The organism is Mesorhizobium sp. P2_A12, assembly GCF_056405075.1.
The window spans coordinates 982,943-1,003,048 of sequence record NZ_JBFUCU010000001.1 but is presented as its reverse complement, the minus strand read 5'-3'; the positions used below and the strand labels follow the sequence as shown (position 1 = coordinate 1,003,048).

General features: G+C 61.3%; 20 protein-coding genes. 10 read left to right on the top strand and 10 right to left on the bottom strand.

All coding sequences use genetic code 11. From position 1 onward, the window contains the following. Positions 1 to 249: hypothetical protein (locus tag AC1DZU_RS04760; protein WP_477282159.1), on the top strand; the 249-nt coding region annotated here is incomplete at its 5' end. 64 nt (positions 250 to 313) lie between these two features. On the opposite strand, the gene AC1DZU_RS04755 is transcribed toward AC1DZU_RS04760, so the two are convergent. From AC1DZU_RS04755 to AC1DZU_RS04715, 9 genes are all read right to left on the bottom strand, one after another. Continuing rightward, positions 314 to 1,336: a type II secretion system F family protein gene (locus tag AC1DZU_RS04755; RefSeq protein WP_477282157.1), complete on the bottom strand. Its 1,023-nt coding sequence runs from the start codon at positions 1,334 to 1,336 to the stop codon at positions 314 to 316. A 9-nt stretch (positions 1,337 to 1,345) separates the two neighbouring features. Further along, positions 1,346 to 2,359, bottom strand: a complete 1,014-nt coding sequence (locus AC1DZU_RS04750; RefSeq protein WP_477282155.1) for a type II secretion system F family protein — start codon at positions 2,357 to 2,359, stop codon at positions 1,346 to 1,348. 20 nt (positions 2,360 to 2,379) lie between these two features. Further along, positions 2,380 to 3,885: a CpaF family protein gene (locus tag AC1DZU_RS04745; protein WP_477282153.1), complete on the bottom strand. Its 1,506-nt coding sequence runs from the start codon at positions 3,883 to 3,885 to the stop codon at positions 2,380 to 2,382. Between the two features lie 29 nt (positions 3,886 to 3,914). Beyond that, positions 3,915 to 5,198, bottom strand: coding sequence for a CpaE/TadZ family protein (locus AC1DZU_RS04740; protein ID WP_477282150.1), 1,284 nt, complete (start codon positions 5,196 to 5,198; stop codon positions 3,915 to 3,917). Positions 5,199 to 5,241: 43 nt separating this feature from the next. Further along, on the bottom strand, positions 5,242 to 5,979 hold the full coding sequence (locus AC1DZU_RS04735) for a CpaD family pilus assembly protein (protein WP_477282148.1): 738 nt from the start codon (positions 5,977 to 5,979) through the stop codon (positions 5,242 to 5,244). A gap of 12 nt (positions 5,980 to 5,991) precedes the next feature. Further along, positions 5,992 to 7,509, bottom strand: coding sequence for a type II and III secretion system protein family protein (locus AC1DZU_RS04730; protein ID WP_477282146.1), 1,518 nt, complete (start codon positions 7,507 to 7,509; stop codon positions 5,992 to 5,994). Further along, positions 7,506 to 8,321, bottom strand: coding sequence for a Flp pilus assembly protein CpaB (gene cpaB, locus AC1DZU_RS04725; RefSeq protein WP_477282144.1), 816 nt, complete (start codon positions 8,319 to 8,321; stop codon positions 7,506 to 7,508). Before cpaB ends, AC1DZU_RS04730 begins: the two co-directional genes overlap by 4 nt. A gap of 214 nt (positions 8,322 to 8,535) precedes the next feature. Beyond that, the gene (locus AC1DZU_RS04720) at positions 8,536 to 9,054 is read right to left on the bottom strand and encodes an A24 family peptidase (RefSeq protein ID WP_477282142.1); all 519 of its coding nucleotides are present in this window, start codon (positions 9,052 to 9,054) and stop codon (positions 8,536 to 8,538) included. Between the two features lie 169 nt (positions 9,055 to 9,223). Beyond that, on the bottom strand, positions 9,224 to 9,403 hold the full coding sequence (locus tag AC1DZU_RS04715) for a Flp family type IVb pilin (protein ID WP_477282140.1): 180 nt from the start codon (positions 9,401 to 9,403) through the stop codon (positions 9,224 to 9,226). A gap of 328 nt (positions 9,404 to 9,731) precedes the next feature. Between AC1DZU_RS04715 and AC1DZU_RS04710 the strand changes: the two genes are divergently transcribed. The 3 genes from AC1DZU_RS04710 to AC1DZU_RS04700 all read left to right on the top strand — a co-directional run bounded on the left by AC1DZU_RS04710 (position 9,732) and on the right by AC1DZU_RS04700 (position 11,530). Beyond that, entirely contained in the window at positions 9,732 to 10,154 is a 423-nt protein-coding gene (locus tag AC1DZU_RS04710; RefSeq protein WP_477282138.1) for a pilus assembly protein N-terminal domain-containing protein, read from the top strand. Between the two features lie 138 nt (positions 10,155 to 10,292). Further along, positions 10,293 to 10,874, top strand: coding sequence for a TadE/TadG family type IV pilus assembly protein (locus AC1DZU_RS04705; protein WP_477282136.1), 582 nt, complete (start codon positions 10,293 to 10,295; stop codon positions 10,872 to 10,874). A 44-nt stretch (positions 10,875 to 10,918) separates the two neighbouring features. Further along, positions 10,919 to 11,530, top strand: a complete 612-nt coding sequence (locus tag AC1DZU_RS04700) for a TadE/TadG family type IV pilus assembly protein (RefSeq protein WP_477282239.1) — start codon at positions 10,919 to 10,921, stop codon at positions 11,528 to 11,530. Positions 11,531 to 11,574: 44 nt separating this feature from the next. Here AC1DZU_RS04700 and AC1DZU_RS04695 read toward each other — a convergent pair whose 3' ends face one another. Then, positions 11,575 to 12,540: a phosphate/phosphite/phosphonate ABC transporter substrate-binding protein gene (locus AC1DZU_RS04695; RefSeq protein WP_477282133.1), complete on the bottom strand. Its 966-nt coding sequence runs from the start codon at positions 12,538 to 12,540 to the stop codon at positions 11,575 to 11,577. Positions 12,541 to 12,820: 280 nt separating this feature from the next. Here AC1DZU_RS04695 and AC1DZU_RS04690 point away from each other — a divergent pair, with 280 nt between their 5' ends. The 6 genes from AC1DZU_RS04690 (at position 12,821) to dnaN (ending at position 20,094) form a co-directional block, all read left to right on the top strand. Further along, positions 12,821 to 14,062, top strand: coding sequence for a phosphopentomutase (locus AC1DZU_RS04690; RefSeq protein ID WP_477282131.1), 1,242 nt, complete (start codon positions 12,821 to 12,823; stop codon positions 14,060 to 14,062). After that, the gene (gene mutM, locus AC1DZU_RS04685; RefSeq protein WP_477282129.1) at positions 14,055 to 14,945 is read left to right on the top strand and encodes a bifunctional DNA-formamidopyrimidine glycosylase/DNA-(apurinic or apyrimidinic site) lyase; all 891 of its coding nucleotides are present in this window, start codon (positions 14,055 to 14,057) and stop codon (positions 14,943 to 14,945) included. Before AC1DZU_RS04690 ends, mutM begins: the two co-directional genes overlap by 8 nt. 133 nt (positions 14,946 to 15,078) lie before the next feature. Beyond that, positions 15,079 to 15,852, top strand: a complete 774-nt coding sequence (locus tag AC1DZU_RS04680; RefSeq protein ID WP_477282127.1) for an enoyl-CoA hydratase — start codon at positions 15,079 to 15,081, stop codon at positions 15,850 to 15,852. Positions 15,853 to 16,012: 160 nt separating this feature from the next. Then, the gene (rpsT, locus tag AC1DZU_RS04675; RefSeq protein WP_095084274.1) at positions 16,013 to 16,279 is read left to right on the top strand and encodes a 30S ribosomal protein S20; all 267 of its coding nucleotides are present in this window, start codon (positions 16,013 to 16,015) and stop codon (positions 16,277 to 16,279) included. An 846-nt stretch (positions 16,280 to 17,125) separates the two neighbouring features. Next, positions 17,126 to 18,673 carry a chromosomal replication initiator protein DnaA gene (gene dnaA / locus AC1DZU_RS04670; protein ID WP_477282125.1) on the top strand — a complete coding sequence of 516 codons (1,548 nt, stop codon included), beginning with the start codon at positions 17,126 to 17,128 and terminating at the stop codon, positions 18,671 to 18,673. A 302-nt stretch (positions 18,674 to 18,975) separates the two neighbouring features. Next, complete coding sequence (dnaN, locus tag AC1DZU_RS04665) at positions 18,976 to 20,094, top strand: DNA polymerase III subunit beta (protein WP_095082385.1); 1,119 nt, start codon at positions 18,976 to 18,978, stop codon at positions 20,092 to 20,094. The last annotated feature ends 12 nt before the right edge of the window (positions 20,095 to 20,106 follow it).

The window sequence follows — 20,106 nt, the reverse complement described above, 5'->3', positions numbered from 1 at the left end:
CAAAACCGCCGCTACAACCCGCTCGCGAAGATCATTGGAAAGAGGTCGGGTCATCAGATGCTGGCCTCCATTCCCAGCCAGCATCTTGAATCACACAACCGACAAATCGGGAATCCCCTTCGATTCCATCAAAGCGTGAACCGCTCTAGAGCCCGTCTCTCCGAACGTGCTTTAAGTCTTTGTTTCATGCATGAACCGCTGCGCACTTTTGGGCGACATGCATTAGACGACCATCCGCGACAACCTTGAAATGAAGAAGCCGCGCTGCGTTCAGCGCGGCTTCGTCATTTGTGATGCGGGACGAGCCTCGCCTCTATTGCGCGGTCGATGATGGTGCCGAACGATCGCCGAAGATGCCGCGCTGGCTGACCTGAATGCCGGCGGGGCCCAGGATGATGGCGAAAAGCACCGGCAGGAAGAACAGGATCATCGGTACGGTGAGCTTCGGCGGCAAGGCCGCAGCCTTCTTCTCCGCCGCGTTCATGCGCATGTCGCGGCTTTCGGCGGCCAGCACGCGCAGTGCATGCGCCACCGGCGTGCCGTAACGTTCGGCCTGGACGAGTGCCTGCGACACCGACTTGACCGATTCCAGGCCGGTGCGGCTTGCCAGATTCTCGTAGGCCTGCTTGCGCTCCTGCAGAAAGGAAAGCTCGGCGTTGGTGAGGATGAACTCTTCCGCCAGCGCCACCGACTGGGCGCCGATCTCGTCGGCGACCTTGCGCAGGGCTGCTTCCACCGACATGCCCGATTCGACGCAGATCAGCATCAGATCGAGCGCATCCGGCCATGCCATCTGGATCGACTGCTTGCGCTTGGTGGCGCGGTTGTTGACGTAGACGACCGGAGCGTAGAAGCCGGCATAGGCCACGAGGATGCAAACGAACAGCCGGATGACCAACGGTTTGTCGGGCAGTCCTCCGAGCACGAAAATGTAGATCGAGGCCAGCGCGAAGCCGACAAAAGGAAGCACGAGCCGGAAGAAAAGAAACTGCGTCAGGGGGTTCTGCCCGCGAAACCCGGCCACCTTGAGCTTCTGCAACGTGCCCTCATCGGCAAGCGCGCGCCTCAGATCCAGCCGGTCGACAATGTTGCGCATGCCAACTGACTGTTCCTCGCGCAGGCCCTTACGACGGCGATCTGCCTCGACGGCAAGCCGGGCGCGCTGCTTGGCGCGCAGTTCGTCGCGTTCCAGCGCGACCGTTTTCATGCGTGACTTGAGCTGGTTTCCGCCAAACGCCGGCAGCAAGGTGAACACGGTCGCAAACACCGCTACGGCGACCAGCAACGCGATCAGGAAGCTCGGATCGGTCAGGGATTTGATGACTTGGTCGGTCATGCCAGCATCCTAGACTTCAAAGTTCATCATCTTGCGCATCACAAAGATACCGATCGACATCCAGACTGCCGAGCACCCAAGGATCAGGTGTCCAACACTGGTGACGAACAGCGGCATCAGGTAGTTTGGGCTCGACAGGTAGACGAGAAACGCGACGATGAAGGGCAGCGCGCCGATGATGGCGGCGGACGCTTTTGCTTCCATCGACAGTGCCTGGACCTTGGCTTTCATCTTCTTGCGATCGCGAAGCACGCGCGAAAGGTTGCCCAACGCCTCGGACAGATTGCCGCCAGCCTGAGACTGAATCTGGATGACGATGCCGAAGAAGCTTGCCTCCGTGCAAGGCATGGTTTCGGGCATGCGCAAGGTGGCATCGGGGATCGACAGGCCCATCTGCTGTGAATCCACGATACGACGAAATTCGGTCTTCACCGGTTCGGGCGATTCGTTGGCAATCAGGCGCACGGCGTCGTTCAGCGGCAGGCCGGATTTGACGGCGCGCACGATGATATCGAGCGCGTTTGGAAATTCGTTGAGGAATGCCTTGACGCGGCGGGTGCGACGAAACGAGACGAACCAGCGCGGCAGGCCGAGTGCGCCGGCCAGCAGCACGCCAGGCAGAACGACCATCGGCGCTCCGGCCACAAAGGCAGCTATCGTCAAAGCGAGACCGCATATGGCGGAGTATACATAGAAGCGCTCGACGGTGGTCTTCAGGCCGGCCTGACGGAGCTGGGCCTTCAGCGGTGGCTTCTTGACCACGCTGTCCTTGGTTTTCTGCTTTGCGTCGAGCTCGTTCAGTGAATCCTGAACCGATTTGCGCCGCTTGGCGGCTTCCGCCACGCGGTCGCGCGAGGCCTTGACGACGGAGCGATCGGTCTCGGCCGACTTGATCGTTTCAAGCCGCTTGCCGACCTGTTTCTCGTTGCTGATCCGGGTGAACAAAAATGCATAGGCGACCGCGCCGGCGCTGAAGCCGGCGAGCACGACAAACGCCAGTACTGTGCCGTCAATTCCAAACATTGGCCAGAACCCTCACGCCGTCAGTCAGCGCGTTTCTCCATCGCCTCGAGCGCAGTGGCGAGGCGCTGCTCCTCGCCATAATAGCGAGCCCGGTCCCAGAAATGCGGACGACCGATGCCGGTCGACACATGCTCTCCCAGCAGCCTGCCACTGGCGTCCTCGCCCTTGATGTTATAGAGGACGATATCCTGTGTGATGATGACGTCGCCTTCCATTCCGATCACCTCGGTGATGTGGGTGATGCGACGCGATCCATCGCGCAGGCGCGCCGCCTGGATGATCACGTCGATGGAGCCGACGACGATTTCGCGCACGGTCTTCTGCGGCAGCGAGTAACCGCCCATCGCGATCATGGATTCGATACGGTTCAGGCATTCGCGCGGGCTGTTCGAGTGGATCGTTCCCATCGAACCGTCATGGCCGGTGTTCATCGCCTGCAGAAGATCGAAGACCTCGGGTCCGCGCACTTCGCCGACGATGATGCGCTCGGGACGCATGCGCAGGCAGTTCTTGACGAGGTCACGCATCGTCACCTCACCCTCGCCCTCCAGATTGGGCGGGCGGGTTTCGAGGCGCACGACATGCGGCTGCTGCAATTGCAGCTCGGCCGAGTCCTCGCAGGTGATGACGCGCTCTTCGCGGTCGATATAGTTGGTCAGGCAGTTGAGCAGCGTCGTCTTGCCCGAGCCGGTGCCGCCCGAGATGACGATGTTGCAGCGAACACGGCTGATGATCTTGAGAACTTCGGCTCCCTGCGGTGAGATGGCGCCGAACTTGACCAGCTGATCGAGGGTCAGCTTGTCCTTCTTGAATTTGCGGATGGTGAGCGTGGCACCGTCGATGGAGAGTGGCGGTGCGATGACGTTGACGCGGGAGCCGTCGGGAAGACGCGCGTCGCAGATCGGGCTGGATTCGTCGACCCGGCGGCCAACCTGGCTGACGATGCGCTGGCAGATGTTGAGGAGCTGCTGGTTGTCGCGAAAGCGGATGCCGGTCTGTTCGACCTTGCCGTTGACTTCGATGTAGACGTTCTTGGAGCCGTTGACCATGATGTCGGCGATGTCGTCGCGCGCCAGCAACGGCTCGAGCGGCCCATAGCCGAGCACATCGTTGCAGATGTCCTCGAGCAGTTCCTCCTGCTCAGCGATCGTCATCGCGAAATTCTTGATCGCGATGATGTCGTTGACGATGTCGCGGATTTCTTCGCGTGCGCTTTCGGGATCAAGCTTGGAGAGCTGCGACAGATCGATCGTGTCGATGAGCGCGGAGAAAACCTGGCTCTTGGTGTCGTAGTAGGATTCGCTCTTTTCGCGCTGGACCCGCTTCAGGTCCGGCGCCGATGGCGGCGCCTCGATTGTGCGGCGCGCCGGTGGCGCGACAGGTGCGCTTGGCAAAGGCGCGGCGGGGCGGGCAAGCACCGCCGTATCCGCAGAACTTGCGGCCGCCGGCGCAACCGGGGTCGGTGCCGGCTGGCGAAATTCCGGCGTGAACCGGTTTCCGTCGTCGCTGCCTCTTTTACCAAACATGATCTGCTACCGATTCCACCGCTGAAACGTCACTTCTTCTTGCGCGAGAGCTTGCCAAGCAGGTTGCCGAGGCCAGCTTTCTTCTTCGTCTTGATTTCACTGCGCCCGGTCAGCACATGCGCGATTTCGTTGATCATCGCGACAACCGAGTTCTTGGCATCCATTTCGCCAAGCATGCGCCCGTTGTTGGCGGCATTGCCGAACAGCAACGGATCAAAGCCAATGACCGACATCGGCGACAGGCCGAGCGGCTCCGCGAAATCGGACGGTGAAATCTCCGGGCGCTTGGGAACGCCGGCCTGGTTGATGATCAGCTTCGGCGGCGGGTCGTTGGGACGAAGCCGCTTCAACATGTCGACCATGTTCTTGGTGTTGCGCAGATTGGCCAGTTCCGGCGTCGCCGTGATGACGATCTCGTCGGCCTTGATCAGCGTGTTCTTGGTCCAGCCCGTCCAGGCATGTGGAATATCGAGCACCAGCAGCGGCACGCTGCGCTGGGCGGTGTCGATGAGCTGCGCGAAGGCTTCGGGATCGAAGTCATAGACCCGTTCGAGCGTCGAAGGGGCTGCCAGCAGCGACAGGTGTTCGGCGCACTGGGTCAGCAGACGGTCGAGATAGACTTCATCGATGCGCTCCGGCGAAAACACCGCTTCAGCGATGCCTTGCGCCGGATCCTGATCGAAATTGATGTTGGCGGTACCGAAAGCGAGGTCGAGATCGGCGACGACCACCTCGGATTTGAACAAGGAGGACATCGCCCAGGCCACATTGTGGGCAATCGTCGAGGAGCCGACACCACCCTTGGCGCCGATAAAGGCGATCGAGCGGCCGAGCGGCTCGGCTTCCGGATCAATGAAAATCGACGACACCACGCTGACGATGTCAGCCATCGACACAGGCGCGATCACATATTCGGAAATGCCGGAGCGGATAAGCTCACGGTAGAGACCGACATCATTGTAATGACCGATCACCACCACCTTCGAGGTCGGATCGCAATATTCCGAGAGCTGGGCGAGTTGCTCCAGCAATTGCTTCGGCTCGCTGCGCGATTCCAGCAGGATCAGGTTGGGCGTTGGCGCCGACTGATAGAATTCAATGGCTGTGGGGACGCCGCCCATATGGACCTTGAGATGCGCCTTCGTCATGCGGCGGTCCTCGCCGGCGCGCTCGACCGGATTGGCAACGCCCTCGGTCTCGCAGAATGCCTGGATCGAGATGCGCGGGATCGGCCGCAATGCCTGCATCGCGGCGATGTCCTGCTGCGAAGTATCGCTGCCATCCACCGGGGCGTCGTAGGCAAGGTTGCTCATGGTCATACTCTTTCGCGTGGCCTGTTCTGTCCGAGACGGCGGCTCAGTAGTCTACTTCCGAATTGCCAAGGAAATCGCCCGAGATGCCCCTCTGACGGTAGACATCGATCACCGCGCCGCGATTCTCGGCATCGATGTCGGTGGATTTGCGCGGGCCGAGCAGATCGGCCGGGTTGGCCATCTGGGCGGCGAGATTGTTCTGATAGGAGCAACCGAAGTCGGCATAGTGCTTGTTTTCCGAGGTATTGACCAGGTCATCTGGCCAGCGTCCGCATTTGTCGGTCTGGGCTCTCACCGAGACAAAGGAGACGCGAACCGGCGAGGAGACCTCGCTCGAGGCGGCCTGATAGGAGGTGACGACGACCCGGTTGCGCTTGACACCGGCGGCGACCGCGAGCCGGGCGAAATCGCGGGCGGCCGCCGTCGCGGCGACCTCGTTGGCCGACCCGCTCGGGACCTGGATCGTCAGCGTCGGGGCGGCACTCTTGTCATAGCTGTCGAGGAAGCCCAGAAGCGTGTCGCGCTGCGATCCGGTCATGCCGCGATCGCCGGCGCCGACAGGCAGATCGATCTTCTGGTTCTTCTCCGCGATCACGATCGGATGATTGGTGCGATAATCATCCGGAATCGCGCCGACGGTGACGCTGTCACGATTGGCGCAGCCGGACAGCAGCGCCGCCAACGCAATTGCCAGGACCGGAACGGCTCGCCCGCAAATCCGCGAACGGCCAAACGGCATCGTCGTGGCGCTGGTGCTTGCCTTCAATGCTGACTGAGACATATCCGCTCCCGCCTATTTGTAGATGAAGCCGACAACGCCATGGTAACGGCCGTTGGGCTTGTCAGTCTGCATGGTGCCGTAGACGCGATTGACCCTGCCAAGGAACATGGCGGCGCCATCGCTGGCAGCGTTGAAATTGTCGTCCGGCTTGGCAAGGTCGTTGCGTGCCACGGGCCGTGCGAGATACGGCGTGATGATGATCACCAGCTCTGTTTCGTTGCGCACGAAATCCCTGCTGCGGAAGAGCGCGCCGAGCACCGGGATCTTTGTCAGCCCTGGCAACCCGTTGACGGCTTGCCTGACATCGTCGCGAACCAGGCCGGCGATCATCATGGAGCCGCCCGAGGGCAGTTCAACGGTCGTATCGGCAAGGCGCTTGCGCAGTGACAGGGCATTCATGCCGGGGCTGGTCACGCCACTGGAAAACGAAACCGACCCCTCCGTCGTCGGCTCGGAAACCGAGGTTCTGACTTTCAGGCTTATACGGCCGGGAGACAACACCACCGGCTGGAATTCCAGACCGATGCCGTACTCGATCTTGTCGACGCTGTAGGTCTTCAGGCCGGTCTGGTTGTCGGTCGATACATTCTGGGAGACGCCGCTCACCATGTTGTATTCACCACCGACCTTGAAGGTCGCCTTCTCGCCGGACACGGCGGTCAGGGTCGGCTCAGCCAGGGTCTTCATGACCCCGGACTGCTCCATGGCGTTGATATAGGCCTGCAGCCCCGAGGCGCCGATGTTGAAGCCCGAATTCGACAGCTGCTTGCCGAGGCCGGTGAAATTGTCGCTGACCGCGCCGTAGCTAATGCCGTTGCTGCCGCCACTGCCGACCATGTTGACGCCGAGCTGCTTCATCACCGAGCGGCTGACTTCGGCGACCGTCACCTTCAGCGTGACCTGGTCGTCGCCGATGATCTGAAGCAGGTTGACGATCTTGCTGGTGCGGCGCTCCTGGTCCGGATTGTTGATGTCGACACCGCTCTGGGCCGAACCGCCGGCCGCGGTCTGCGAATATTGTCCCGTCGTCGCTTCACCGCCGGAGACGAAGATCGTCGCCAGGTCGACAGCGCGTTTTGCGTCCAGCGGCGTGTCGACCGTTCCGGTCAGTACGACGTTGTCATTCAGCAATTCCACCTTGATGGCCGACGTCGGAATGAAGCGCTTGATATAGTCCTCAAGGCCGGCAACGTCGCGTTCGACGGCCAGATCCAAACTGACGATCTGCTCGCCATTCGGGCCGAAGACAAAGATATTCGTCTCGCCGACCGACTTACCGAACAGATAAATGCGCCTTGCGGTGCGGGTCACCGCGTCGGCAACCACCGGGTTGGCGACGAGAATGTCGTAGGCATCGCTCGGCAGGTCGATGACCACCGACTTGTTAAGACCGAGCTTGACGCGCTGGGTGGCCGTCGATGCAGTGACGTGGGCGTTCTTTGCCTCGACGACGCCTTGCACGTTCGTTCCGATGAGCAGCAGGCCGAATGCCGCGGCCACGATTGCCGGCAGTTTACCACTTAGCCTCATTTCCTTGCCCCTACTTCGGAAACTTCGCCCGACTTGATCAGCCTCACCGTTCCCCTGCGGCCATTGCCGGAAACGAGATAGTCGGCCTCGCCCAGGTTCTTTTCCTGGGTGTCCGCGACCGCCCGCAGCGCCAGGGTCAGGCGATCCGCCATCTGCTGGGCAACCGTGATGATCTCAGCCTGACGTGGTGTCAGTTCCAGCGTGGCGGTCTGGCCCACCCTGGTCTTCTTGCCTTCCTCGTCCTCCTGAATGGTCTGGTCGATCGCCAGCACGCGGATGTTCTTGAGGATGGTTTCAGTGTTGAAACTGGTGGCGCCGCCGCCGCTGGCATCGCCCCTGCGGGTCATGATGACATCGACGTAGTCGTTCGGAAGAATGAAGCCGCCGGCCGACGTGTCGGCCGAGATGGCGGTGGCGACCGCCCGCATGCCGGAAGGCAGGATCGACGACATGAAGCTCTGCCCCTCGCCGATCAGCTTGGAACGCCGCAGAGGCTCTCCGGCGTACATCGCCACGCGGGCAACGGAACCCTTCAGCTTTTCCAGCGCCTCTGGCTCGGCGGTGCGGGTGATGAAATTCGCGTTGATGCCGTCGGCTGGCCAGGATTGCCAGGCAATGTTTTTTTCGAGCGGGCTGCCCATCTGGACATCGCCCGAAAGCACAAGCACATCCTGCAGCGACACCGCCGGCGCCTGGGGGCCGGAATCGACGACGATCTGGGGCGGCGGTACCACCATGTTTTTCGCGACATAACCGGCACCACCCGCCGCGGCCACCGCCACGCTCAGAATTATCAATCGCGATGCTGGCATCTGTCCGAACCCTTGCCTTGGCAAACCACGTAGCCAGGCCGGACTTTGCAGCGGCAATCGTCAAAACAAGGTTAATGTAATGCTTACGATCGTGATTAATTTAACGTTTACATAAATTAGCCGGAATGTGGCCCGAGCGGTCAAAAAAGGCCGGTCCGGCGTTGTTGGAAGCCGGCCGCGGCAATGCTGATAAACAACCGAAATCGGATCGTCTTTAGGACGCCAGCCTGGTCAGCGCCCAAACCATCAAAGGCGAATCCGGATAGGTCAGCAACCCGCCAAGGCCAAGCGCGATGCCGTAGGGAACGCCGTTTGCCTCTTCGGCGAAATGGCGCAGAAACGGATTTCCGCCGGTGACGGCCGCAAGCAGCGATTTCCGGTAGAGGAGGATGGCGAGCGTCAGCAGGCCGCCGATGATTGTCGAGACCACAAGATATTCGACGAGATGTATATTGAGACCCATCCACATCGCGGAGGCGGCCAGCAGCTTGGCGTCGCCGCCGCCCATGCCACCCATTGCAAACAGGCCGAACGTCACGGCCAGGACCAGGGCGCCGGCGGCGATATGTCCTCCATAGGCGCTCCATTCCATACCCGTCAGCGGGGCAACCAGCGCGAAAACAACAACAAGCAGCACCGGCACGCGATTGGCGATCGTCATCGACAGCATGTCGGAGATCGCGGCAAACAGCATGCAGAACGGAAACACAACGAAGATCAGGGCTTCAAGCATCGGCGCTATGCCTATTGTCCGATTTCACCGGGCTCAATCTAGCCATCTTCGATTAACGATTGATGAGGCCCGGAACGAAAAGACGGATGATATTGACAACAATAGAAAAGGGCCGCCACGTGGCGGCCCTTTTCCAGAACGCAATCTGAACGCGTAGCGATACGGCGGATCAGCTGCCGGTCGGGTTGTTGACGGCGTTGCCGATGATCAGGAAGCGGTTGTTGATTGCATTGCCGAGCGCGCCGGCGCCGGTGATGATGGCAAGCGCGATGAGAGCGGCGATCAGACCATATTCGATAGCGGTCGCGCCGGATTCGTCCTTCACAAAACGTGCGATGAGATTAGACATTCGAGAGCTCCTACTCCACGGTGTTACAGCACTTCCGTCAACTTCTGTGATGGTTGATCGGATACTGGCAATCTAGGGAGAAGCTCTTTCGATCGGCTTAATAAACAGCCTTACCGATTCCTTTCCCGGGTCGAACATATTGCGTGGTTAACCTCGGTTTAAATGCCCGCCGGCCCCTTCCGTTTCCCGGGGTCGATGGCGGGGAGATTGCGTTATGCCGGCAATCAAGTTGGCACCCCGCACCCTTCTGCTGGGGTGTCCGCTTAACCGTTGGTTCACCAATCTCGTTCATGTTCCGTTGATCAGTCTGCTTGCGTGGAGCGCCTCAATGGCCCAGCCGAGATCGTCAATCGTGATTGCTGCGCTTCTCGCCGCCGCGAGCTTCGTGGCGCCCGCCCTGGCCGGTGCCGGCATCGAGGTCACGATGAACCAGGCCAAGATCGTCAAACTGTCGCGTCCCGCCGATACGATCGTGGTCGGCAATCCGGCAATCGCCGACGCTTCCGTACAGGACGCGTCGACGATCGTGCTGACCGGCAAGGGTTTCGGCGTCACCAATCTGGTCGTGCTCGATACGGACGGCAGCCCGATCGTCGACGAACAGGTTACCGTCGTGCGGCAGGCCGCCTCGTCGGTGCGTATCTATCGCCGTGCAGAAATACAGACCATGTCCTGCACGCCCTATTGCGAAAGCTCCTATAAGAGTGATGCGGAGAAATCCTCCGAGGCTGAGATGAACGGCACCCGATAGGATGGCGCGGTGGAACGCCGTCCAGGTTATCGGCTGGTTAAGACGCCATCGACGACTTTAACGATCATTCAAACCGGGCCTCAATTGGTTTGCGCTAATACGCCTTCCGAGACCGCATAGAGATCGGCAGGATCAGACATGAGCAAGGAATTCGGCTCCTCAGACGAGCACAAAGCGAGACGCCCAAGATTTTTCGCTCGCTTCCTTCGCGACCGGCGCGGCAGTACGGCAATTGAATTCGGAATCCTTGCAATCCCGTTCGCCCTGCTTGTCTTTGCCATTCTGGAAAGCTGCATCGCATTTGCCGGCCAGGAAGTGTTGTCCAACATCACCGACGATGTCGCGCGCCGCTTGCGCACCGGCCAGCTAAGGGCGGCCGACGTCGCCGGAGACAATTTGAAGAACATGATCTGCAACAAACTGGAGATCATCGTCTCGCAGGACTGTCCCAATCAACTGGACGTGGATCTCCGCCAATATACGACGTTCGCCGCCGCCGCCTCGGCCGGCTTCAAGATTCAGGCTGGCCAAGTCGTCCTGACGAACGGCGGCGCCAACCAGTCTTTTGCTGTTACGGCGGGTGCTGCGGAATCGAAGAACATGCTGCGGGTCTTTTACAAATGGCCGATCATGACCGATCTGCTTGCCCAGTCGATCGGCGGTAACAAGACGCTGCATTTTGCGTCGGTAACTTGGCAGAACGAGCCGTTCGACAATTGAGTTCGACGCGGATGCGCGAGCAGTAAAAGAAAAGGGCAATGGGCATGATGCGTGCGGGGGCACATCTCAAGACTTCAGGGATTTGGCGCAAGGCAATTCGATTCGGGTCCGATCGCCGTGGTGTTGCGGCAGTCGAATTCGCCTTGATCGTGCCTCTTCTGCTGGCCTTGTACTTCATGACCATGGAGGCGTCTCAAGCCATCGAGACCAGCAAGAAGGTCAGTCGTCTCGGCAGCATGGTGGCTGATCTCGTCACCCAGCAGACGACAGTCGTCAAGGCGGACATCGACGCCATCATGGCGATCGGCGCCGTCACCCTTCAGCCTTACAACCGCTCGGTCCCGAGCATCACCATCACGGCCATACAGGTCACGACCGACGCAACGCCGCTGGTGCAGGTGGTGTGGTCGCGCAAGCTGGTCAATGGCGTCGCCAGCACTGGCCCCACCACCACCACGGTTCCAGCAAAACTCAAGGTCGCCGGCACCTTCCTCATCCGCGTCGACAGCACGCTCGGCTACAAGCCGGTCATCACCTGGTCGGCGGGCAACCAACAGAAGCTTGGATTGACCTCGGCTTTCAACGCCCTGACGATGGGCGAATCCTACTATCTGCGTCCGCGCAGAAGCGTGACGATCCCTTGCGGCGACTGTTGAACCGGACCCGCTGAGCCGTGCGCAAACGGCTCCAAAGCGTCGCGTTATTGCCGCGGACCAATGCCCGAGACTAAGCGCACGACAGCGGCGGCCATCTCGTAATCCTTTGGCGTCACGACAGCGAAACCACCGGAATGCTTCGATTCCAACAGATCGTAGATGTCTGGCGTCATCGACTTGAGGTTGGTGAGGAAGACGGTGAGCCGGCGCTTGGCTTCCGGGTCGAGATCGCTGCGGACGGCGTGGGGACCATATCTCAGCAGGCCCGACTTCCAGACGACTTGAAGCGCGGCTGCCGAAAGCCCCGCCGCTTCGAGCCTCGCCTGGGTGCCCGATGCCTGCGTGCCCATGGCTTGAGTGCCCGACGCTTGAGCGCCAGATGCTTCCGGCTGGCCGTCGGCAGCGGCCGTTACCCAGCCGAACAGGCCATCGGCCTTGCCATCGAGCAGCATCGTTTCCGCCGCCGCAGCCGACTCGGCATGGACCAGAAATGGTGCATCTTGCGCAATCCTGCGGCCTTCCGCTGTCAACGCCGCCAATGGCAACAGAGAACCGCCGACACTGTCCGAAGGGGCCATGGCAATGCGATGGCTTTCCATTGCCGCCAGATCAGGCAGCTTGCCGTCCCGCGTCAGCAGAACGGAGCGGATGCCGATCGCGCCGTCAAAATCGACCGGAGCCACAAGCGGCTCGATGCATCCGCAGCGTTGCGACGCCGTCGCGTAGGCGGTCGCCGAATAGATCGCGTATTCGATGCGGGCATTGGCCTGCGCCTCGATCAGCGCGGCATAGTCGCGGGCAACGACAATCTCGACCTTCATCCCCAAGGCCTTGGTATAGGCGTCGGTCAACCGAGCCAGCCCCGGAACGGTGTTGCCGGCGCCTGGCTCGGCAACGATGCCGATGCGGAACGTACCGATATCATCGCGCCAGTCGGCATGCGCCGAATTGGACCAGAGCGCACCCTGCACCAGCATGAGAGCGGCGTATGCCTTCAGGGCAACCCTCATGACAGAACCGCCGCCTGCTTTCCTCGATCCATACCCATGCCCGCCGCATCGTTGCGACATGCCAAAACCGCCACGCGCTATGCATGTCGTTGTCCCAAAACCGCCGCGCACTTTTGGGCAACATGCATTCTCAGTTTATGCATGTCGTTGCCCCAAAACCGCTTCGCACTTTTGGGCAACATGCATCGGACTATCGCGCCTGGTCGTTGCCGATTGGTTTCCGAATTGCCAACGAAGTCGCGGAACCCTATGTCTGGGCGTTCAAACTGGCAACAATTCGATGGCGCGTGCTTTCCTCTTCGTTCTGGACTCCTTCGGCATCGGCGGGGCGGCCGACGCCGACCGCTATGGCGACGCAGGCGCCAACACATTCGCGCACATCGCGGAAGCCTGCGCCGAAGGCCGCGCGGATCGCGGAGGGCTCCGCAGCGGACCGTTGTTTGTCCCCAACATGGCCTCGCTCGGGCTTGGCAAGGCTGCCGAAACCGCCACGGGACTGGGCTTCGCCAGCAGCGGCACGGATCTGCTCACCACGGCCTTCCACGGCGCGGCGCAAGAGATTTCGAGCGGCAAGGACACGCCGTCGGGCCATTGGGAAATCGCCGGCCTGCCGGTGCGCTTCGACTGGGGCTATTTCCCGGATACTGTTCCCGCGTTCCCTGCAGCGCTGACCGAGGCGATCATCCGCGAGGGCAAGGTGCCGGGCATTCTCGGCAACTGTCATGCGCCGGGTACCGAAATCATCGAGCGGTTGGGCGAGGAGCACATCCGTACCGGCAAGCCGATCTGCTACACGTCGGTCGACTCGGTCCTGCAAATTGCCGCGCATGAAGCCCATTTCGGCCTCGAGCGGCTTTATGAGTTCTGCAAGGTGGTGCGCAGGCTGGTTGACCCGCTGAGGATCGGGCGGGTGATTGCACGGCCGTTCGTCGGCGAAACCACCGCGACCTTCGAGCGAACCTACAACCGCCATGATTACGCGGTGCCGCCGCCGGAGCCGACGCTGCTCGACCGGCTGACGGCGCGTGGCAGCCGTGTCATCGCCATCGGCAAGATCGGCGACATCTTCGCCCATCGCGGAATTTCGCAAGTGCGCAAGGCGGCGGGCAACATGGCGATGTTCGACGAGGCGCTGGGCGCGATGGATGATGCCGGCGACGGCGACCTCGTCTTCGCCAATTTCGTCGACTTCGACACCGAATTCGGGCATCGCCGCGATGTTGCCGGTTATGCTGGCGCGCTCGAGACCTTCGACCGGCGGCTGCCGGAGGCGTTTGCAAGGCTGCGGCAGGGCGATCTTCTCATCCTGACGGCCGACCATGGCAACGATCCGACCTGGCGCGGTACCGACCATACGCGCGAACGCATTCCGGTGATCGGCACCGGACCGGGTTTCAAGGGCGGTGACATCGGACTGAGAACGACATTCGCCGACATCGGTGAAACCGTGGCCGAGCATCTTGGGCTGGCGGCCGGCCGTTACGGCACGTCTTTCTATGCAGCGATTGGCGGCCATGCCTGAACTGCCCGAGGTCGAAACGGTCCGGCGTGGGCTGCAGCCGGTTCTGGAAGGTGCCATCATCACCCGTGTCGAGGCGCGCCGACCGGATCTGCGCTTTCCATTTCCCGAAAAATTCTCGCAGCGGCTGACCGGCAAGAGGGTCACCGCGCTCGGCCGCCGGGCCAAATATCTGACGATGGACGTTGAAGGTGGTCCGGTGCTGATCTGCCATCTCGGCATGTCGGGCTCATTCCGCATCGAGACGGCGGATGGCAGCGACATGCCTGATATCTTCCACCACGACCGCTCGAAGAGCTCCAACCACGACCACGTCGTCTTCCATGTCGTATCCGCGGGCGGCGCCAACTCGCGCGTGATCTTCAATGATCCGCGCCGCTTCGGCTTCATGTTGTTTGCCGAAGGGCCGCCGGACGTCCATCCGATGCTGGCCGGGCTCGGCGTTGAGCCAACCGGCAACACATTGGACGGCGCGCTGCTTGCCTCATTGATGAAGGGGCGGAGATCACCGCTCAAGGCAGCGCTTCTCGACCAGAGACTGATCGCCGGGCTCGGCAACATCTATGTCTCGGAGGCGCTGTGGCGCGCCAGCCTGTCGCCGCTGCGCGAGGCGGGCACGATCGCCAAGCCCGGGAAGAAGGCCCAGGCCCAAAGCGAGCGCCTCGCCGAAGCCATTCGCTCGGTGATATCAGATGCGATCGCGGCCGGCGGGTCCTCGCTCCGGGACTATATGCAGGCTGATGGCTCGCTGGGCTACTTCCAGCATTCCTTCGCCGTCTACGACCGCGAGGGCGAGCCTTGCTTGAAACCCGGCTGTAGCGGCCACATCGAGCGGATCGTGCAAAGCGGCCGATCGACCTTCTATTGCCGGACGTGTCAGCGGTGAGTTAGAGCAATTCCAGGAATGTGTGAACGGATTTCCGTCCGTAATTGCCTCAAAACAAAGAGATAGAGCGGATCTGCGTTTCCGTGAAATGATGAACCGCTCTCGACGATGGGCGAGCGAGGAGAAGCAAGTCATGGCCTATGAGACGATCATCACCGAAGCGCGCGGCAAGGTCGGGTTGATCACGCTGAACAGGCCGCAGGCGCTCAACGCGCTGAATTCCCAGATCCTGGCCGAACTGGTGGCAGCCGTGAACGGCTTCGACGCCGATGCCGGCATCGGCGCCATGGTCATCACCGGTTCCGAAAAGGCCTTCGCCGCCGGCGCCGATATCAAGGAGATGCAGGCAATCTCCTATGTGGATGCGTATCTGCAGGACTTCTTCGTCGGCTGGGAGGAGTTTACGCGGGCACGGAAGCCGATCATCGCTGCGGTGGCCGGCTATGCGCTGGGCGGCGGCTGCGAGCTGGCGATGATGTGCGACTTCATCATTGCCGCCGACACGGCCAAGTTCGGCCAACCCGAAATCACGCTCGGCGTCATTCCCGGCATGGGCGGGTCGCAACGGCTGACCCGCTTCGTCGGCAAGTCGAAGGCGATGGATATGTGCCTGACCGGGCGGATGATGGATGCAGCCGAAGCTGAGCGTTCGGGCCTGGTGTCGCGGGTCGTGCCGGCCGGCGAGCTCGTCGAGGAGGCGCTGAAGGCGGCTGCCAGGATCGCCGACTTCTCGCTGCCATCGGTGATGATGGCAAAGGAGGCTGTCAACCGCGCCTTTGAGACGACGCTTGCCGAGGGATTGCGGTTCGAGCGCCGACTGTTTCACTCGCTGTTCGCGCTCGAGGACCAGAAGGAAGGCATGGCGGCCTTCGCCGAGAAGCGGAAGCCGAATTTCAACAACCGCTGACGCCAGTCTGATGGCCGCCAAAAAGAAGGCCATGCAGCGTTGACGCGCCGGAAAAGCTGAACTATAAGCCGCACCAACCGAGGCGGCCCCGTGGCTGCCCGTTTGTTTTTTGCGCCCTGCGGCATCCCGCATGCGCCGACCAGATCAGAAGAGAGGCATCATGGCCAATACATCCTCGGCCAAAAAGGCAACGCGCAAGATCGCACGCCGCGCGGCGGTCAACAAGAACCGTCGCTCGCGCGTCCGCACCTATATCCGCCAGGTCGAAGAGGCACTTGCCTCCGGTGACAAGGCTGCCGCACAGGCTGCCTTCAAGATCGCAGAGCCGGAATTGATGCGCGCCGCAACCAAGGGCGTGATCCACAAGAACACGGCGTCCCGCAAGGTGTCGCGACTGGCCCAGCGGGTCAAGGTTCTGTCTGCCTGACATCACGTCCTAGACTGACGTTCTGCGAACCCGGCCGATTGTGCCGGGTTTTTTCGTTTGCCGGCAAGCACTTAAAAAAGGATGGCCGAAAACGGCCTCCGGTGCGGGCTTAGCTGTTCGAAATGCTTTGCCGGCACTGCCATGCCGGTTGATCGCCGGTATCCCTGAAAAGGGTTCTCTCGAAAAAAGTCGACACTCAGAAATAATCTATAGTTTTCAGATAGTTGCGGATAGTCGTCCACAGCTTGTTCACATCGAGCCGGGGCGATGGGGGACAAGTAGCTGTCAAGCGAATTATTTCATAAAATTTCGTGCCGGGCCGGCTTTTTCATATTCGCCGGAAAAGAGTTTGAATCACAATGGCTTTGTTAAAATGTGCCGTTGCGGCATGCCACTCGAACCCGCCTTCAGTAACCAGATTCCTTAAAAATCGGTTAGTCCCGGCCTTGCCCTATCCACAGCGATTTCGGTAATGTCGGTCTATCGAAAGGGAAGGGCTCCGGCCCTTAACCCAGCCAGAAACGGCCAGCTTAAATTGGCGGGATTTGCGACGCGGATCAAGTCCGTGGACGGGTTTGGTTTGTCTTTTTCGATACGGTAGGGGACTGGCGTAACTAGACATGGCAGGTAGTTGGCGCGCCGGCGCACTTTCGCCGGACGGCGCTGTATTGCCCTGACTTACCTGAACGCGGACTGGCTTCCATGGGCCGGCACCGGTTTCCCCCGGATATTGGCGATGTCATCTGCCGGCGGCGGCAGCAAGCATCGTAGCGACGCAGTTGCCGGGACACGGGTGCAGGGGCGCATCCCCGGTGGAACAGGGTACGGAAAGACAAGGAAGAGACCATGCAGAGCGGCATCGAAAGGGAGCTTACGGGCGACCTCCCATTTCCTGGAACTTTGACCGGAGCAAACGACATGGCGGTGTCCAGCGACGCGGAACAGAAGTTCGACCGGGTCAAGACCCAGTTGAAGGCGCGCCTGGGAACTGAAGTCTATTCGAGCTGGTTCGGCCGCATGAAGGTCGCGGAGGCTTCCAAGGGCATTATCCGCATCTCGGTGCCCACCGCCTTTCTGCGCTCATGGATCAACGGTCACTATCTCGACCTCATTTCCGAGCTGTGGAAACAGGAGGATCCCGATCTCCTCAAGATCGAGATCGTCGTGCGGACTGCGACCCGCCAGGGGCACAGCCATGCCGAGCCGGAGGTGGCGCCTGCGCGAGCCAAGATGACGCGGCAGACGCAGACGGCGCTCGCCGCCGGCACTGTCAGCCCCGGCCGGGCAGAGCGTGCACCGGCTCCGCGTCCGGGCACTCCGGTCGAGAGCGAGTTCCGGCACAATGTTCTGGGATCACCGCTTGATCCGCGCTACACATTCGGCTCCTTCATCGAGGGACCGTCGAACCGGGTGGCCTTCGCCGCCGCCAAGGCAGTTGCGGAATCGCAATCGAGCGCGGTGCGCTTCAACCCGCTTTTCCTTCACGCAACCGTCGGGCTCGGCAAGACACACCTGTTGCAGGCGATCGCCGCGGAATCGCTGAAGCAGAACCCCAAGTCGCGCGTCGTCTATCTCACGGCCGAGTATTTCATGTGGCGCTTTGCCACCGCGATCCGCGACAACAATGCGCTGACGCTCAAGGAACAGCTGCGCGACATCGACCTGCTCATCATCGACGACATGCAGTTCCTGCAGGGCAAGTCGATCCAGCATGAATTCTGCCACCTGATCAACATGTTGCTCGACAGCGCCAAGCAAGTCGTCGTTGCCGCCGACCGGCCGCCGTCGGAATTGGAATCGCTCGAACCGCGGGTCCGGTCGCGCCTCAATGGCGGCGTCGCGCTTGAAATGTCGGCGCCCGATTTCGCCATGCGCCTTGGCATGCTCAACTTGCGCCTTGCCACCGCAAGGATCGATGACGCATCGCTCAATATTTCGGAGGAGATCCTCAATCACGTCGCCCGCACCGTGACCGGCAGCGGACGCGAGCTGGAAGGGGCGTTCAATCAGCTGCTGTTCCGCCAGTCCTTCGAACCGCAGATCACCATCGACCGGATCGACGAGATCCTCGGCCACATCTATCGCACTGGCGAGCCGAAGCGGGTCCGTATCGAGGACATCCAGCGCATCGTCGCGCGCCACTACAACGTGTCGAAGACCGAGTTGCTGTCCAACCGGCGCACGCGCACCATCGTCAAGCCGCGGCAGGTGGCCATGTACCTGTCGAAGGTGATGACGCCGCGCTCCCTGCCCGAGATCGGACGGCGTTTCGGCGGCCGCGATCACACCACGGTGCTGCACGCAGTGCGCAAGATCGAGGACCTTTCCGGCAACGACAACACGCTGGCGCAGGAACTCGAGCTCCTGAGGCGGTTGATCAACGACCAGGCCTGACCGGTCTGGGCAAGTCGAGACCAGAATAGCACCGGAATTCAATGACTTGCCGGTGCGGTCCTGGATCCGAAATGGGTTCGTGGTGTCGCCTTGGGGCGACCCGGATTTTGGTTTTGCGACACCGGCTCGCGGACTTCGTGGCCTTTATCCCCAGAAAGCCAGCGTAGCCGGCCCGAACCGATGGCGCGGGCTTGCGTTTGCTGGTTTTTTCCTGTCAGCTTACGCAGATTCTGAGCCTGTTCAGACCTTTCGCGGGGCACTCACTGGTGACCCGTCATTCATTCAAGCGAGCCTGTTTCGTCATGCGTGTTATCCTGGAACGGTCAAATCTCCTGAAGTCGCTCAACCACGTCCACCGTGTCGTCGAGCGGCGTAACACCATACCGATCCTGTCCAACGTGCTGCTCAGCGCCGAGGGCGCCAGCCTCGAAATGAAGGCGACCGACCTTGACCTGGAGGTGACCGAAGCGACGCCAGCCAAGGTCGAGCGCGGCGGGGCGACGACGGTTCCGGCACATCTGCTCTACGACATCGTGCGCAAGCTCGCCGACGGCGCCGAGGTGATGCTGAAGACGGACGAGGACGGCAACGCCATGACGGTGACGTCCGGCCGTTCGAGCTTCCGCCTCCAGTGCCTGCCGCAATCCGACTTCCCCGAGCTTTCGGCCGGATCCTTCTCGCATATCTTCCGTCTCGACTCGGTTGCCCTGAAGGGCCTGATCGAAAAGACACAGTTCGCCATCTCCACCGAAGAGACGCGCTATTATCTGAACGGCATCTACCTGCACACGCACGAGGTCGGCGGCAAGCTGAAGCTGCGCTCGGTGGCGACCGACGGCCACCGCCTGGCACGCGCCGAGATCGACGCGCCGGCGGGTTCCGAGGGCATGCCGGGCATCATCATTCCGCGCAAGACCGTGAGCGAGTTGCAGAAGCTGGTCGACGATCCGGATGTCGCGGTCACCACCGAACTGTCGGACACCAAGATCCGCTTCACCATCGGCAGTGTGGTTTTGACCTCGAAGCTGATCGACGGCACCTTCCCGGACTATCAGCGGGTCATTCCGACCGGTAACGACAAGAGGCTGATCATCGACCGCCAGAGTTTCGCCGCCGCTGTCGATCGCGTCTCTACCATATCCTCCGAACGCGGCCGCGCGGTTAAGCTTTCGATCAGCGACGGTCAGGTGACGCTTGCGGTCAACAATCCGGATTCAGGTAGTGCTACCGAGGAACTGGCCGCCGACTATTCGTCCGATCCGATCGAGATCGGCTTCAACGCCAAGTACCTGCTCGACGTTGCCGCGCAGCTGACCGGCACGGAGGCCAAGTTCATGCTGGCCGACGCGGGTTCGCCGACTCTGATCCACGACATGGCCGACGAGACCGCGCTTTACGTGCTGATGCCGATGCGGGTCTAGCCGGCGCGGCGT